Consider the following 14724-nt stretch of genomic DNA (forward strand, 5'->3'; position numbering starts at 1 on the left):
AAACGGGTGGCCGAATCACTTCAACGCGCTAATGATTCGGTTCAATCGAATCACCCATCCCTGCAGGAGCATTGAATGGCCGCCAAGGATACAAACGAAGACAGCAAATCCGACGAGCAGGAACAGGAAATCTCGCTGGACATGAGCCAGACTCAGGTCAAGAAGATGATCGCCGAGGCTCGTGAGAAAGGCTACATCACCTACGACCAGCTCAATCAGGTCCTGCCGCCTGATCAGGTCAGCTCGGAACAGATCGAAGACGTTATGTCGATGCTGTCCGAGATGGGGATCAACATCATCGAAGATGAAGAGGCGGAAGAGGAAGAGAATAAAGGCTCGACCGACCTGATCACAACGGAAAGCAACCGTGAGGTCACGCTGGCCGGTGCCGCCGCAGAAAAGCTTGATCGTACCGATGACCCGGTGCGCATGTATCTGCGCGAAATGGGTTCGGTCGAACTGCTCAGCCGTGAGGGCGAGATTGCTATCGCCAAGCGGATCGAGGCTGGTCGTAATACGATGATCCTGGGGCTTTGTGAAAGCCCACTGACCTTCCAGGCGATTACGATCTGGCATGATGAATTGCTGTCCGAAGACATTCTGCTGCGCGACGTCATTGATCTGGAGGCCACTTTCGGCAATCAGATGGACGAAGACGGCGATGTCGAAGAGCCGGTCGTCGACACTTCGACCGTGCAGGCCGCAAAGCCCGCCAAAGAAGAAGGCCCCGAGCTGGATGCCGATGGCAACCCGATTGCGACCGATGATGACGATGACGAAGACGAGCAGGCGAACATGTCGCTGGCTGCTATGGAAGCTGCTCTGAAAGATCAGGTTCTGACTACGCTCGAGCGTATTTCGACTGATTTTGCGATGCTGAGCGAAATGCAGGACAGCCGGATTTCGGCAACCCTGAACGAAGACGGCACATTCAGCGACACGGACGAAGCGACCTATCAGAAGCTGCGCGCCGAGATTGTCGAGCTGGTGAACGGCCTTCATCTGCACAACAACCGGATCGATGCTTTGATCGACCAGCTCTATGGCATCAATCGTCGGATCATGTCGCTGGACAGCTCGATGGTGAAGCTGGCGGATCAGGCCCGCATCAACCGTCGCGAATTTGTGGACGCCTATCGTGGGCGTGAACTGGACCCGAACTGGCTGGCCGAGATGGCTGAAAAGCCGGGCCGGGGCTGGCAGATGTTCATCGAACGCTCGACCTCCAAGGTCGAGGAACTGCGCAACGATATGGCTCAGGTCGGGCAATATGTTGGCCTGGACATCAGCGAATTCCGCCGCATCGTACAGCAGGTCCAGAAAGGCGAGAAAGAGGCGCGCCAGGCCAAGAAAGAAATGGTCGAAGCCAACCTGCGTCTGGTGATCTCGATCGCCAAAAAATACACGAACCGTGGTCTGCAATTCCTTGATCTTATTCAGGAAGGTAACATTGGCCTGATGAAGGCCGTAGACAAGTTCGAATACCGCCGCGGGTATAAGTTCTCGACCTACGCCACCTGGTGGATCCGTCAGGCGATCACCCGGTCCATCGCGGATCAGGCACGCACGATCCGTATCCCAGTCCATATGATCGAGACGATCAACAAGTTGGTTCGGACGGGACGTCAGATGCTGCATGAAATCGGCCGCGAGCCGACGCCGGAAGAACTGGCCGAAAAGCTGCAGATGCCGCTGGAGAAGGTCCGCAAGGTGATGAAGATCGCCAAGGAACCGATCAGCCTGGAAACGCCGATTGGCGACGAAGAAGACAGCCAGCTTGGCGATTTCATCGAGGACAAGAATGCTGTGCTGCCGCTGGACAGTGCTATTCAGGAAAACCTCAAGGAAACGACCACGCGTGTTCTGGCCTCACTTACCCCGCGGGAAGAACGGGTTCTGCGGATGCGGTTTGGCATCGGTATGAACACGGACCACACCCTGGAAGAGGTCGGCCAACAGTTCAGCGTGACTCGCGAACGTATCCGCCAGATCGAGGCGAAGGCGCTGCGAAAACTGAAACACCCCAGCAGGTCGCGAAAGTTGCGGTCGTTCCTGGATCAGTAACCTAGAAAAGGCGCCTCGACCGAGGCGCCTTTTTCGTTTGAAACCAATGTTCACGGTGGCTTGTAGAAACATCAATTTGGCGAGAACTCACAAGAATCCCGCTGCGCGTCTTCCTATATCCGCAATGTCCACTCATGGGACGGGCCGGGGCGAGGCTGCAAGGCTGACGACCCCCGGCTACCTCAAAGTTACGATCAAGGATCCAGGCGGCTGCGAAAAGCGCTGGGCGCGCGACCCGTCCACCGTTTGAAAGCGGTGGAAAAGGCGGGTTGGTCTGCGTAGCCAAGTGAGAATGCAATTTCAGATAGCTGCATACCGTTGGTGATGAAAGTTTGGGCCAGATCACAGCGCAGATCGTCTGCGATCTCTCGATAGCTTGACCCTTCATCTTTTAGCCGACGCGCAAATGTTCGCGGGCTCATGCCGAGATTGGCGGCTATGTCATCGGATTGCGGAAAATTCCCCGGCATCGAACGTGTAATCAGACCCTCGACCTGCGCCCGCAATTTTTGCTTAGGCGAAGCCCGTTCTGCCAGGACGCGTTCCCCGTACTCAATCAGATGCTCTCGAAGCATCGGGTCATATGTGGGCACGGGAAGATCCAGAGATGAAGGCGACAGAACAATCTCTAGGTTTTCTGCTCCAAATTCTACCGAAAATCCTGCAAGCTTTTGAAATAGATTTCTTTTCTCTCCAACCTCGTGTTGAAAGCGAATTGCTATGGGGTGGAAGTCTGACTGCGTCAGGTTCCGCATTCGCGCCAGCGTCCCAAACATCAAAAACTCTGTGCGTCTATGATACCGGGCAAAACTTGCGTCTTCCCATTCCGCCTCGAAGGACACAAAGTTCCCGGCATGGCGCAGACTGAAGGTGATTGTGGGATCTATGATGCGAGAGAAGCGGGTTGTGTTTTCAAACACCTGTCGGAGGTCACGAGAGTACTTGCTGATATAGGCCGTAATACTAGAGGCCGAACTGACTTTCGAACCCGCATAGGCGGCAAAAGTTATGTCGCGCATAGCGTCGCAGGCATATCTGATGAACATCGCCTCAGTTTGCGCACTGTAGACTGTAGTGGGGGGAGCGATTGCCGCTCGGCTTAGACCGCTGCCTTCCAAAAGCTGGTCTGCTAACTCTGGGCCGCCCGAACGCTCATCTACCGTTCGGGTCAGGTGTTGAATTCTGGCAATATCAAGCTCCATATCCAATTCTTAATGCTTTCGCGAAAAATTTGAACCCAGTTTGCACGGGTGCAGGCAAACCCATCTGGCAGGTTTTCACAAGTTTCTGGCACTTTTCAGCAAGGATATAGCAACGCAAAGGCATAGTTACCTCGTGTTGTCGGGTCAGCACCTTGTGGGGATGAGGGTAGAGCTCCGGTCGTCTCAGACTAGCGATCGGTGGCTCCCCGGCACGTTTCATCTGAAAACCTACGTGTCGCATTGCGGATTTTACCCTTCAATGGCACGGTCCGGTTGTGGCGAAATTGATCTGGTATCCAATGCAAGACCGGGCGATCTCAGATGTGGGAACCGAGCAGAACCTCATCGTTTTTGATGGAGAATGCGTGCTGTGTTCTCGGTTTTTCAGGTTCATGCTGTGGGCTGACACAAAGAAGCGGTTCAAGTTTGTAATTGCCCAGTCCCCCATAGGACAAAGCCTTTACCGGCAACTCGGCCTGCCCACCGACGAGTTTGAAACCAATCTTGTGATCGTTGACGGTGTTGTGCATCAGCGCTTGGATGCTTTTGCTGCTGCAATGCGCAGCTTACCCGCTTTGTGGCCTGTTCTGTCGGCCTGTCGATTTCTTCCGCGGTTTTTGAAGGATCCGCTTTATCATTTCATCGCGCGCCACCGATTTGCATTCTTTGGACGGTTCGAAACGTGCTTGGTTCCGGATTCATCCCTGAAAGCGCGGTTCTTCCCCGGAGGGTATGCGTGAGGCCGGACCCATTTCTGCAGGCTCTTCCTGCCAATTCTGAGGTGCCGGATGCGGTTCGAAAATTCCACAGTGAAACGGCAGAGTTTACAGGATTATGCAGCATCCAAAGAGGAACCGGGTGGTTGACCTCTTTGTCATTGTGGTTGGGTGGGTTTCCTCCCGCTGCAGATACTCAGACGGTCCGCATTCGAACCAAACTCAATGGCCAGGAATGGGAATGGTTCAGAGATTTTGGCGGGCATGAGACGCTGTCTCATCTGGTCTACGACGCAGACAGGCGGTGCGTGAAAGAGAGGATCGGAGGGCTGACCATCTGGATGCGCCCACAGGTTCGAGGTCAAAAGCTGCATTTGAACATCCTGCGTCTCACTCTATTGCGGGTGCCATGCCCGAACTTTCTTTTACCGCGTTCGGCGACGGTAGAATGGCAGGATGATCAAGGCCGGTTTCGGTTCGATGTTTCGGCAGAAATGCCGATGTTGGGTCAACTGATCAGATATCGGGGCTGGCTGATGCCGGTTCACGTAAATAGGAACAATGCCTGAATTGAACGTGAGGTGGCTTTGCCATGGCCTCCTGCAATCTACTTTAATATTTATCAAGAAACATGAGAGAGTAGCATTATGAAAAAAGTGATCACATCTGCGGTTCTGGCCGCCGCCACGTTGTTTGAACCGGGGGCGGTGACAGCAGCACCAAACGGTTTTCAGACTGTTGCAGTAAACGACAAAGTGTTTGAGGTGATCCCGCGCGCGCGTAGGGATGTGGATGGCTATTGGTGCGCTGCTGCAGATTTTGCTCGTCGCAGCTTGGGGGCAGGGTGGCAGCAGAATATCTATGTTGTGCGTGGATATGGCCCAAGCGAAGCCACCGGTCGCCGCACGGCGGTCCAATTCTCGTTGACCCCTCCAGCAAATGTCGAGCAGAGCACAAGCTTTGTTTCCATTGGTTTCCAGCCGGGGCAGAGCAGGTCCGTCCAGAACGCGAATGGCCTGTGTTTCCGGCAGCCAATTTTTGATTAAAGAAGGTAAGACCCGCGTTTTGCAGACCGAGTTTATAATTTCAACGCAGGGGCCGGGGCTGTATGAGTTCACCTCGGGTATACGAGACTGGCTTGCCCCAAGCGGTCGCGACGGATTGTTGACCCTGTTTGTGCGCCATACCTCGTGTTCTCTGGCCATTCAGGAAAATGCGGACCCCGAGGTGCGGACGGATTTGCAGGCCTTTTTCGAACGTCTAGTGCCACCGGCGGATGATCCGTCGATGGCGTATTTAAGGCACACCTATGAGGGGCCAGACGATATGCCAGCACATATCAAAGCTGCGTTGCTGCCTGTGTCCTTGGGCATTCCTGTCGCCGCAGGGGTGCCCATGCTGGGGACATGGCAGGGCGTTTATCTGTTTGAACACCGGACCCAATCACACAACCGACGCGTCGCTGCGCATTTCGTGTGACCCCTTTATTTAGCGGTGAAAATTTCCGACTACCCAAATCCTAGAGGCTGCCCTATAGTTGTGGATAAGTGGGCCACAGCGCTTACTAAAAGAGGCGGAACAAGAGACGAGGAGACGGCGGATGCGCTGCCCGTTTTGCGGAAATATCGACACTCAGGTCAAAGATTCACGCCCGGCAGAGGATCATGTCGCGATCCGCAGGCGCCGTTTCTGTCCGGCCTGCGGCGGCCGGTTCACCACCTATGAACGCGTTCAGTTGCGCGATCTGGTTGTGATCAAAACCAATGGAAAGCGCGAAGATTTCGATCGAGACAAGCTGGAACGTTCGATCCGGATCTCGATGCAGAAACGCCCGATTGATCCGGAACGCATTGATCAGATGATCTCGGGTATTGTGCGGCGGCTGGAAAGCATGGGCGATACCGACATTCCGTCCAGCAAGATCGGTGAAATTGTTATGGAAGCTCTGGCGCGGATCGACACCGTTGCCTATGTTCGGTTTGCAAGCGTGTATAAGAATTTCCAGGCGGCCGATGATTTCGAGGAGTTTGTCCACGAACTGCGCCCGCCGCAGCCTTCGACGGACGAGTGAGCGAAACAGATAAGCGATATATGGCGCTGGCCCTTGCCTTGGGGCGGCGCGGACAGGGGACGTGCTGGCCCAACCCATCCGTTGGCTGCATACTCGTACAGGACGGGCGGATTGTTGGGCGTGGTTGGACGCAACCTGGTGGTCGGCCACATGCGGAAACCGAAGCGTTAAGACAGGCGGGATCGCAGGCGCGTGGCGCGACTGCTTATGTCTCGCTTGAACCCTGCGCCCATCACGGACAGACCCCGCCTTGCGCTCAGGCCTTGATTGAGGCCGGTGTGGCGCGTGTTGTTTCAGCCATCGAAGACAGTGATCCGCGTGTTGCCGGGCAGGGCTTTGCCATGCTGCGCGAGGCTGGGATTGACGTGACAACCGGTATCCTTGCCGATCAGGCGGCCCGCGACCACGCCGGTTTCTTCTTAAAAACCGAACAGGGCCGGCCATTTGTCACGCTTAAACTGGCCTGCAGCTTTGACGGGCGCATTGCAACCGAAAGCGGCCATAGTCAGTGGATTACGGGTCAGACCTCGCGGCGGGCTGTTCATGCCATGCGGGCAACGCATGATGCCGTTATGGTTGGGGCAGGTACGGCGCGCGTAGACGACCCCTCTCTGACAGTTCGGGATCTTGGGATTGAACGTCAGCCTGTGCGCGTCGTCGTTTCGCGCCATCTGGATATCCCGTTGATGGGTCAACTGGCACGCACCGCCTCGAAAATTCCGGTGTGGTTGTGCCATGGTCCGTCACCGGATGCCGAACGTGCAAAAGCGTGGGAAGGACTGGGCGCAAGGCTTATCCCCTGCGCGTTACGCGATCATCACATTGACGCCGCTGACCTGTTGCTGCAGTTGGGGCAGGAGGGTTTGACCCGCGTCTTTTGCGAGGGCGGATCATCCCTGGCTGCGTCGCTTTTGGTGGATGAACTGGTTGATGAGTTGATCGGCTTCAGTGCCGGGCTTGCGATTGGTGCCGAAGGATTGCCTGCCATCGGGGCGCTTGGTATGGATCGTCTGGATGAGGCCCCACGGTTTGAACTGCTGGAGACCCGCATCATCGGTCAAGACGTGATGCATCGCTGGGCGCGGGCATTGCGCTAACGGCGCCAGAGATGCGCCTGTGTTGCGAAAACGCCCTGTAGTTTCGAGAGCAGTCTAAGGCCGGGGCCAGATCGGCTCTGGTAGCCGTCTGTCAGCCTTTCCAATACCACTTCCGGAGGGCAGGGCATGCCGGTGACAGGGTCCAGATACCTCGGGTAATCGATCAGTGCGGCATGAATCAATCCCAGCAGGGAGGGCCGTGCACCACGACGGGCGGGGACGGACCCCAAATCCTGCGTCAAACCCCAACCAGCATAAAAGGGTGCGCCGAGCGTTGTGACCGGCAATCCGCGCATCAGCGCCTCGAACCCTAGCAGAGAGGTCATGGTCCAGACCTCCTGAACCTCACCCAACAATGCGGCGGGATCGGTGTTCGTGACGATCAGGTCTGCTAGCCCCTCAGCCTCGGCCTCACCTTCACGCAGGCCAGCTTCGACATCGGGATGCGGTTTATAGATCAGAACGGCGGTCGGGTTCATCTCTCGGGCCGTGCGCAGAAGTTCAGTATTGGTGCGAACGGTGCTGGTTCCAAACAGGATCGAGGCATCGTCCTCGACCTGTCCGGGCACCAGAATGCGGTGACCTTTTGGCAAGTCCGGAACCGGGCCGCCGGTGTTATATTTGCTGACCGCTCCGGCGATAATCTGTGTCACCAACCGCTCGGCCCGCAATTCCTGATCCGGCCGCAGGGTCTCCCGCTTGGCGATCATCTCTTCCAACCTGCTGGGTTTGGTCGGGTCGTAATAGATCCCAAGGTCATCCAGCGACAGCGACAGAGGCGGCACAAGGCTGGCCCCCAACCCACGGGACCGAACGAAGCCATCCTCGACCCGTGTGACGTTTTCCATATCACGGCCGTGCCGCGCCCAAACCATGTGGGGACGATCTGGGATTTCGGGAACGTCAGGCGTGAATTTTACCTTTTTCTCGCACCCAAACATGTGCTGCAGGTGCCTGCGTTTCCAAAGCCGCATCCCGGATGCCGTCCAGCCCTTGTGATCTTGTCGCCAGGCGCGGGTCAGACCTTCAAGCGTGTCCAGCACGGATTCGAATTCGCACAGCTGATCCCGATAGGGATCGTACCACTTGGGATAAAGAACCATGGTGGCGGCGAAGAGTTGCGCGCGCGTCAGGTTTCGTTGGCGTCTTGGGAAATGGGCTTCGTCTTGGGTAAGACCCCATCCGGCGTAAAACGGTTGGCCGAAGACGCGGGGTTTGTGACCGGCCAATATGGCCTCGAACCCAAGTTGCGAGGACAGGGTGTAGACGCCCACAGCGCCCTCTAACAAGGTCCAGGGGCTGATGGCGCTGTGCTGAAAGGATACGCGGTCGGTCAGATCATCGGCAGAGTAATATCCGGGCCGGTGCCCTGCGATCGTGTCGGGGTGGGATTTGATCAGAACGGTCGCGCCGGGGTTCTCCTCTTGCGCCATAACCAGCATCTCGCGGAACCGGGCCTCATCGCCACCGCTTGCCCTTACTGAAGCATCGTCGCGTGCTTGATCTACAACCAGGACATACCCTGGGTCCGGCGCAGGGGTCGCGGGATCATAGGCGGAATACTTACTCAGATGTAGTTCGCGCAGCCGCGCCATCCCGCCACGTGCCCGGTTCAGCAGGGCCGTATTATCCAACGGGTCGGTCGCAAGAAGTGTTTCCAGATCCGAAGGCTGTGTTGGATCAAAATGCACACCGCTGCGATCAAGCAGCAGACCCAGCGGAGCCTCGCCACTGCGTCCTGAGTGCAGAGATCGCAGGAATGCATCCTCTACGCGCAAGATCGGAGCATTGTATTTGGTCGCTATACGCAGTCCACGATGTGCCGTCGGGCTATTGCCCCAGATACCCACCAGATCCGACCCTTTGGGCGTGCCGATGCCGATATCATATCCGGTCAGTGACAGAATTCTCCGCACGCGCGCGGCTGTCAGAAATCCGCCATTATAGACCAAAAGACGACTGCGTTCGGCCTTGGCATGCGTTCCTTGTGGAACGGAGGGCATCATCCGCCTGTCAGGGTCGTGACATTGGCAAGCGGGGTCAGGCCACCGGCGATCAACGAGATGGATTTGCTCCATTGCGCGTAAGGTGCTTCGGTGACGTAAATTGTGTCATCATCGCGGATGACAAAGTCGCGGGCGATGAAAAGGCCATTGGGTGCTGTCAGGTTCAGCACGTAGATCATGCGCTGCTCTCCCTGCAGGTCCGGTTTTCCCATGACTGACCGGACAATGTCCTGTCGTTCCTTTCGTAGAACGAAAATGCCGGTCGGGTCCGAAGACAGGGGCTGTAAGCCACCAACCTGTGCCAGCGCTTCCAGCGCGGACAGATCCTGACTGTCGAATGCCACGCGCGACTGACCGCCCGTCGCCCCCAAGGCGACATAGGACCGGTTGTCGGCTTCGACTAGAATGCGGTCGCCACCCCGCAGGGCAACGTCAAATTCCGGGTTGCGGAACAAGTCATTGTACCAGACCGTCCCTTTTTGATTGCCTCGGATCAGTGTCACCAGGGCGATATCGGACCCTTCGATCACGCCGCCAGCCCGTGTCAGCATTCCGGCCAGTGTGCGGGTTGGTCGTTCGATCGGATAGATCCCGGGCGCGGACAGGGTGCCCGACAGCGAAACGGTTGATCCGTCCCCGGCGATACGGCGCACTTCGACCTGAGGATCAGGGGTCTGGTCCTGGAGCTTTTCCGTGATCAACATGCGAAGCTGTTCCGGCGTGTTTCCGGCTGCGCGCAGGCGCCCGGCATAGGGAACAAAGATGAAGCCCTCGCTGTCGACCTGTACCTCTTCCAGGGATGTTGAAGCTCCGGTCTCTCCGGATAACAGCCCGTCATCCACGTTTTCCCAGATTGTCAGGCCCAGTACATCACCCGGACGAACCGTGTCGGCGGTCAGGTTCTGAGCGCTACGGAAGGTTTGCGAGAACCCGTATTGAGGCACTGCGGACGTGACCTGCGCCACCCGGTCGTCAACCTCAACAACATAGGCGTTTCCACCTTTCGTGGTCGAACCGGCAAGGATTTCGGATTTGTTTGGGCCAGTTTTAGGTAGTTGGCACGCGGCCAGCAGGCCAAGAGCGGCCGCAAGGGTTACACCCCGTCCCCATCGGATTGGAAAGCGCTGCACTGCCGAATATCCTCGAACGTCTTGGTTTTGGTCTTTTGTTTCCAGCAGCGTACTTGTTTCCAACTGCAATCGCCAGCATCAAGAGGGGTGATTTACTCAACGATCCTCAACTGTGGCGTCCGCGCCTCTTTGTCGGTCAGCACGGATTGGTAGGGATCTTTCGCCCTTAGCATCATATCCACGGCTCGCCTAAGCAACTGTCGCCGCCCACGGCGTGAATAAAACCCGCCGGGGACCTGACTGGTTTCAAGCAGAAAACGCCTATAGCTTTGATAGGCTTCGGTATCGGGGATATCTGGATTGGAAAAGAAATCAGTGATCGGTTGGCTGGAAACAAATTCGGGCTTGTCATAGACCGATTTGCCAAAGGCGCGCAGAGGAATGCCGCGCCACAATACCTGCTGACCCGCAGTTGAATTGATCGTCACGGCCGAGCTCGCTTCGTTGAGCAATGTGGCCAGTTTGCCCCCGGGTACATAATGGACCCGATCAGCGATACCCAGTGTTTTGGCCAGTTTGCGTGCCACCTGGCGCAATGGTTCCCGATGGTTTTCCAGCGGGTGTTCTTTGATGACCAGATGATGGTGCGTTGGTGCGCCTTTTGCAAAACCGTGCAGTACCTGCTCAAGAAACTCGGACATGCAGTCAAAGTCCGAGTGTGACTGAACCGAACTGTCATGTCCCAGTTGCAGCAATGCCAAGTGATAGGGAAACCCGCCCCGCCGGACTCGCTCCGTCGCCATACGCCGCCGGATTCTGTGGAACGGCATCATTGCCAGCCGTTTGAAATACAGCCTGAACTCTTTCGAAACCGGTAGGTCACGGTGGGTTCGAAAATTGCGATACTTGCCGTTCAGGAACAGAACAAACCAATGATACAGCGCGCCATAGAAAATATGCTGTCGCATATCACCCCAATGCGTCGGAGGGGGCGGCATCGGCGCATCAGTACGCTCCAGCGCTCGCTGCATCTGGGTAACTTCCAGATTCATCAGATGCGAATTGCCATTCGTACCTGTGCGTTCGTAGGTGACCCACCAGGGCCTCAGATACCCTTCTTCGAAAACATGAACAGTGATCCCGTGGGCGCGGGCGATGCGGATGGCTTGGGCGTGGATTGGACGCGTATCGCCATACAGGACTATGTCTGTCACCTCGCGGCCGACAACCAGGTCAACAAATTTTACCGGCCAGTTCTCGGGTTTGCCAGCATAGGGAATAAAGCTGGCCTTATCAGACCAGAAAGCCTGATCCCCGGCGTTGAAACCCACGCGCCACACCTCGGAACCCGCTGCGCGCAGGATCTTACCAAGCGCGCCAAAAAACGGCCCGTGCGGTCCTTGCAGGAAAAGAAATACGCGTTTTTGCGCAGCGCCGTTGAGTGGTGACATTTCTGCTGCTCTTGTCGTTAGATGAGGAATTATGCCTGTTTGTCGTATTTGCGGCAACCTGGGGCTTGCCCGTAGGCGCGCTTACGCTTACCTCGACGGTGAGCGCTGGCATCAGGTTAGAAACAGAGGGTTAACGCAATGTTTACGGGGATCGTCACAGATATCGGCACCATCACCGAACTGGAGCAGCAAGGCGATCTGCGGGCGCGGATCAAAACCGCCTACAATACCCCGGGGATTGATATTGGTGCATCCATTGCCAGCGACGGCGTTTGCCTGACAGTCATCGCATTGGGCGAAGACTGGTATGATGTGCAAATCAGCGCGGAAACCGTTTCGAAAACCAATCTGGATCGCTGGACCGTCGGCAAACGTGTCAATCTGGAACGCGCGCTGAAGGTCGGAGATGAGTTGGGCGGTCATATCGTGTCTGGTCATGTTGATGGCGTCGCAGAAGTGGTCGCCGTTCTGGACGAGGGCGACAGCACGCGGGTAACCTTGCGCGCACCCAAAGATCTGGCCCGCTTCATTGCGCCCAAGGGATCAGTTGCGCTGAACGGTACTTCTTTGACCGTAAACGATGTGGACGGGTGCGATTTTGGTATCAACTTCATTCCGCACACCAAAGAGGTGACGACCTGGGGGGATGTCGGCATCGGCGACCGGGTCAATCTTGAGATCGACACGCTGGCTCGCTATGTCGCGCGCCTCGCTGAAATGTCCTAGTCCACAACTCAACGTCGCGTCTGACCGGAACGGTGCCGCATGCGGTCTGGTCTTTGACCGCGCGGTGGTCTATCCACCCGGTCAAACTTGGCATGTGAAAGGCTGCCCCATGAGCTTTGAAACTCCCGGACCGGTCGAGGCCCAACTGCGCGCGGCAATCAGCCCGATCAAAGAGATCATCGACGAGGCGCGCAAAGGCCGGATGTATATCCTGGTTGATCACGAAGATCGCGAGAATGAGGGCGATCTGGTGATTGCCGCCGAGTTCGCTGATGCTGAGGCAATTAATTTCATGGCCACCCATGGTCGCGGCCTGATCTGCCTGCCAATGACGGCGGAACGGATTGACACGTTGGGTCTGCCTATGATGGCGGTGAACAACTCGTCACGTCATGAGACCGCGTTCACCGTGTCGATTGAAGCGCGCGAGGGAGTGTCGACTGGCATTTCCGCTGGTGACCGGGCGCTGACTGTGGCGACTGCGATCAACGAGCAAAACACGATGGCCCATATCGCCACGCCGGGTCACGTCTTCCCCTTGCGGGCCAAGCGGGGCGGGGTGCTGGTGCGCGCGGGCCATACCGAGGCCGCCGTTGATATCTCACGCCTGGCCGGGCTGAACCCTTCGGGCGTGATCTGCGAGATCATGAACCCTGACGGAACCATGGCGCGGCTGCCTGACCTGGTCGAATTCGCCAAGGAACACGGGTTGAAGATCGGCACGATTAGCGACTTGATCGCCTATCGGTCGCGCAATGACAATCTGGTGGTTGAGACATCTCGGGAAACCGTCACATCCGAATATGGCGGCGATTGGGAAATGCGGATTTTCACCGATCAGACTCATGGCATCGAACATGTCGTGATGGTCAAGGGTGACATCACCACACCCGAGCCGGTTTTGACCCGGACCCATGCGCTGCACGAGGCGCCCGACATTCTGGGTCTTGGCCCGAAATCCTCACGTGAGCTGCCGCGCGCGATGGAAAAGATTGCGGATGAAGGGCGCGGTGTGGTCTGTCTGTTCCGCCAACCGCGCAACTCGCTCTATGCGGCTGAAGATGAGGGCCCACGCACCATCAAACAAACCGGTCTGGGGGCGCAGATCCTGTCCAAGATGGGGATCCAGGAACTTGTGCTGCTGACCGACTCGCCGGAAACCGTTTATCTCGGGCTCGACGCTTTTGGCCTGTCCATTGTCGGGACCCGTTCAATCCTCAGGGAGGACTGATTGTGGCTGAACAAGACAAACACGGCTTGCTGCCAACGCCGACATTCGACAAACCCGTCAAGCTGTTGATCGTTGTGGCCCCGTTCTATCGCGTCATCGCTGACAATCTGGTGGCTGGCGCAAAGGCCGAGATCGAAGGGGCAGGCGGCACCTGTGATGTGGTCGAAGTGCCCGGCGCCTTGGAAATCCCGACGGCTATCGCCATGGCGGACCGTCAGTGCAATTTTGACGGCTATGTCGCGCTGGGCTGTGTCATTCGCGGAGAGACCACGCATTACGAAACCGTCTGCAACGACTCCAGCCGTGCCATCCAACTGATGGGTCTGCAGGGGCTGTGCATCGGCAACGGTATCCTGACAGTCGAGAATGACGATCAGGCCGAAGTGCGCGCCAATCCGGAAAAAATGAATAAAGGGGGCGGGGCTGCCGCTGCGGCCTTGCATCTGATCGCGCTCAGCCGTAAGTGGGGCTCTTCCAAAAAGGGCGTCGGGTTCAAGCCGCCGTCCGAGTCCATCCTTGTGGCGGGCGACAGCAACGGACCCACAACAGCATGACCAAGACAGACGCGCCAAAACCGGCCAACCAGAAACGCCTGATGAAATCCGCCGCTCGGCTCTATGCCGTGCAGGCGCTGTTCCAGATGGAGCAATCGGGTCAGACAACCGATCAGGTTGTGACCGAGTTTCTGGATCACCGCTTTGGCGCCGTCTATGAGGGCGAGGAAATGCTGGACGGCGATATTCGCCTGTTCCGCAAGCTGGTTGAAGATGCGGTCAATTATCAGGCGCCGATCGATCAGATGACCGATCGCGCTTTGGTTGCCAAATGGCCGATTGCCCGGATCGACCCGACCCTGCGCGCGGCCTTCCGGGCCGCCGGAGCAGAGCTGACACAGAACGACACACCGCCCAAGGTGGTCATCACTGAATTCGTCGATGTGGCGCGGGCCTTCTTCCCCGAAGGTAAAGAGACCAAATTTGTCAACGCAGTGCTGGATCACATGGCGCACGAGGCCAAGCCCGAGGCGTTCTGACGCGTTTACACGGATCAAGTATGCGTTAAACTGAATATTACAGCGCAATGAGGTCCG

General features: G+C 57.0%; 15 protein-coding genes. 11 read left to right on the forward strand and 4 right to left on the reverse strand.

All coding sequences use genetic code 11. The annotated features are described in order from the left end of the window. The first annotated feature begins 75 nt into the window (after positions 1-75). Complete coding sequence (rpoD, locus tag AC2FIC_RS02115) at positions 76-2064, forward strand: RNA polymerase sigma factor RpoD (RefSeq protein ID WP_142634659.1); 1989 nt, start codon at positions 76-78, stop codon at positions 2062-2064. A gap of 194 nt (positions 2065-2258) precedes the next feature. On the opposite strand, the gene AC2FIC_RS02120 is transcribed toward rpoD, so the two are convergent. Next, the gene (locus tag AC2FIC_RS02120; RefSeq protein ID WP_496690799.1) at positions 2259-3266 is read right to left on the reverse strand and encodes a helix-turn-helix domain-containing protein; all 1008 of its coding nucleotides are present in this window, start codon (positions 3264-3266) and stop codon (positions 2259-2261) included. A 275-nt stretch (positions 3267-3541) separates the two neighbouring features. Here AC2FIC_RS02120 and AC2FIC_RS02125 point away from each other — a divergent pair, with 275 nt between their 5' ends. The 6 genes from AC2FIC_RS02125 to ribD all read left to right on the forward strand — a co-directional run bounded on the left by AC2FIC_RS02125 (position 3542) and on the right by ribD (position 7150). Continuing rightward, the gene (locus tag AC2FIC_RS02125; protein WP_496700002.1) at positions 3542-4006 is read left to right on the forward strand and encodes a thiol-disulfide oxidoreductase DCC family protein; all 465 of its coding nucleotides are present in this window, start codon (positions 3542-3544) and stop codon (positions 4004-4006) included. Positions 4007-4047: 41 nt separating this feature from the next. Beyond that, positions 4048-4551: a DUF4166 domain-containing protein gene (locus AC2FIC_RS02130; protein WP_496728298.1), complete on the forward strand. Its 504-nt coding sequence runs from the start codon at positions 4048-4050 to the stop codon at positions 4549-4551. A gap of 78 nt (positions 4552-4629) precedes the next feature. Beyond that, entirely contained in the window at positions 4630-5028 is a 399-nt protein-coding gene (locus AC2FIC_RS02135; RefSeq protein ID WP_142634653.1) for a hypothetical protein, read from the forward strand. 19 nt (positions 5029-5047) lie between these two features. Continuing rightward, positions 5048-5461, forward strand: coding sequence for a secondary thiamine-phosphate synthase enzyme YjbQ (locus tag AC2FIC_RS02140; protein ID WP_496690797.1), 414 nt, complete (start codon positions 5048-5050; stop codon positions 5459-5461). A gap of 121 nt (positions 5462-5582) precedes the next feature. Further along, entirely contained in the window at positions 5583-6053 is a 471-nt protein-coding gene (gene nrdR, locus AC2FIC_RS02145) for a transcriptional regulator NrdR (RefSeq protein WP_142634651.1), read from the forward strand. Beyond that, complete coding sequence (ribD, locus tag AC2FIC_RS02150; protein WP_496690796.1) at positions 6050-7150, forward strand: bifunctional diaminohydroxyphosphoribosylaminopyrimidine deaminase/5-amino-6-(5-phosphoribosylamino)uracil reductase RibD; 1101 nt, start codon at positions 6050-6052, stop codon at positions 7148-7150. Before nrdR ends, ribD begins: the two co-directional genes overlap by 4 nt. Here ribD and AC2FIC_RS02155 read toward each other — a convergent pair. From AC2FIC_RS02155 to AC2FIC_RS02165, 3 genes are all read right to left on the reverse strand, one after another. Further along, on the reverse strand, positions 7147-9153 hold the full coding sequence (locus AC2FIC_RS02155; protein ID WP_496690795.1) for a capsule polysaccharide biogenesis protein: 2007 nt from the start codon (positions 9151-9153) through the stop codon (positions 7147-7149). The two genes, ribD and AC2FIC_RS02155, sit on opposite strands and share 4 nt — an antisense overlap. Then, entirely contained in the window at positions 9153-10286 is a 1134-nt protein-coding gene (locus AC2FIC_RS02160; RefSeq protein WP_496690794.1) for a polysaccharide biosynthesis/export family protein, read from the reverse strand. The genes AC2FIC_RS02155 and AC2FIC_RS02160 overlap by 1 nt, the downstream gene beginning before the upstream one ends. Positions 10287-10378: 92 nt before the next feature. Continuing rightward, positions 10379-11677, reverse strand: coding sequence for a capsule polysaccharide biogenesis protein (locus tag AC2FIC_RS02165; protein ID WP_496690793.1), 1299 nt, complete (start codon positions 11675-11677; stop codon positions 10379-10381). 138 nt (positions 11678-11815) lie between these two features. On the opposite strand from AC2FIC_RS02165, the gene AC2FIC_RS02170 reads away from it, so the two are divergent. The 4 genes from AC2FIC_RS02170 (at position 11816) to nusB (ending at position 14667) form a co-directional block, all read left to right on the forward strand. Then, complete coding sequence (locus AC2FIC_RS02170; RefSeq protein ID WP_142634640.1) at positions 11816-12403, forward strand: riboflavin synthase; 588 nt, start codon at positions 11816-11818, stop codon at positions 12401-12403. A 109-nt stretch (positions 12404-12512) separates the two neighbouring features. Beyond that, on the forward strand, positions 12513-13634 hold the full coding sequence (gene ribB / locus AC2FIC_RS02175; protein ID WP_496690792.1) for a 3,4-dihydroxy-2-butanone-4-phosphate synthase: 1122 nt from the start codon (positions 12513-12515) through the stop codon (positions 13632-13634). 2 nt (positions 13635-13636) lie between these two features. Then, positions 13637-14188, forward strand: coding sequence for a 6,7-dimethyl-8-ribityllumazine synthase (locus AC2FIC_RS02180; RefSeq protein ID WP_496690791.1), 552 nt, complete (start codon positions 13637-13639; stop codon positions 14186-14188). Next, positions 14185-14667, forward strand: a complete 483-nt coding sequence (gene nusB, locus AC2FIC_RS02185) for a transcription antitermination factor NusB (protein WP_142634634.1) — start codon at positions 14185-14187, stop codon at positions 14665-14667. Before AC2FIC_RS02180 ends, nusB begins: the two co-directional genes overlap by 4 nt. Positions 14668-14724: the final 57 nt, after the last annotated feature.

It is taken from the genome of Ruegeria sp. CDSC079 (assembly GCF_059610505.1).

What these genes read in the sequence shown, in the direction of transcription:
- nusB (WP_142634634.1), top strand. Translation starts at nt 14,185, where the DNA reads ATGACCAAGACAGACGCGCCAAAACCGGCCAACCAGAAACGCCTGATG.
- ribB (WP_496690792.1), top strand. Translation starts at nt 12,513, where the DNA reads ATGAGCTTTGAAACTCCCGGACCGGTCGAGGCCCAACTGCGCGCGGCA.
- AC2FIC_RS02155 (WP_496690795.1), bottom strand. Translation starts at nt 9,153, where the DNA reads ATGCCCTCCGTTCCACAAGGAACGCATGCCAAGGCCGAACGCAGTCGT.
- AC2FIC_RS02120 (WP_496690799.1), bottom strand. Translation starts at nt 3,266, where the DNA reads ATGGAGCTTGATATTGCCAGAATTCAACACCTGACCCGAACGGTAGAT.
- AC2FIC_RS02170 (WP_142634640.1), top strand. Translation starts at nt 11,816, where the DNA reads ATGTTTACGGGGATCGTCACAGATATCGGCACCATCACCGAACTGGAG.
- AC2FIC_RS02165 (WP_496690793.1), bottom strand. Translation starts at nt 11,677, where the DNA reads ATGTCACCACTCAACGGCGCTGCGCAAAAACGCGTATTTCTTTTCCTG.
- nrdR (WP_142634651.1), top strand. Translation starts at nt 5,583, where the DNA reads ATGCGCTGCCCGTTTTGCGGAAATATCGACACTCAGGTCAAAGATTCA.
- rpoD (WP_142634659.1), top strand. Translation starts at nt 76, where the DNA reads ATGGCCGCCAAGGATACAAACGAAGACAGCAAATCCGACGAGCAGGAA.
- AC2FIC_RS02135 (WP_142634653.1), top strand. Translation starts at nt 4,630, where the DNA reads ATGAAAAAAGTGATCACATCTGCGGTTCTGGCCGCCGCCACGTTGTTT.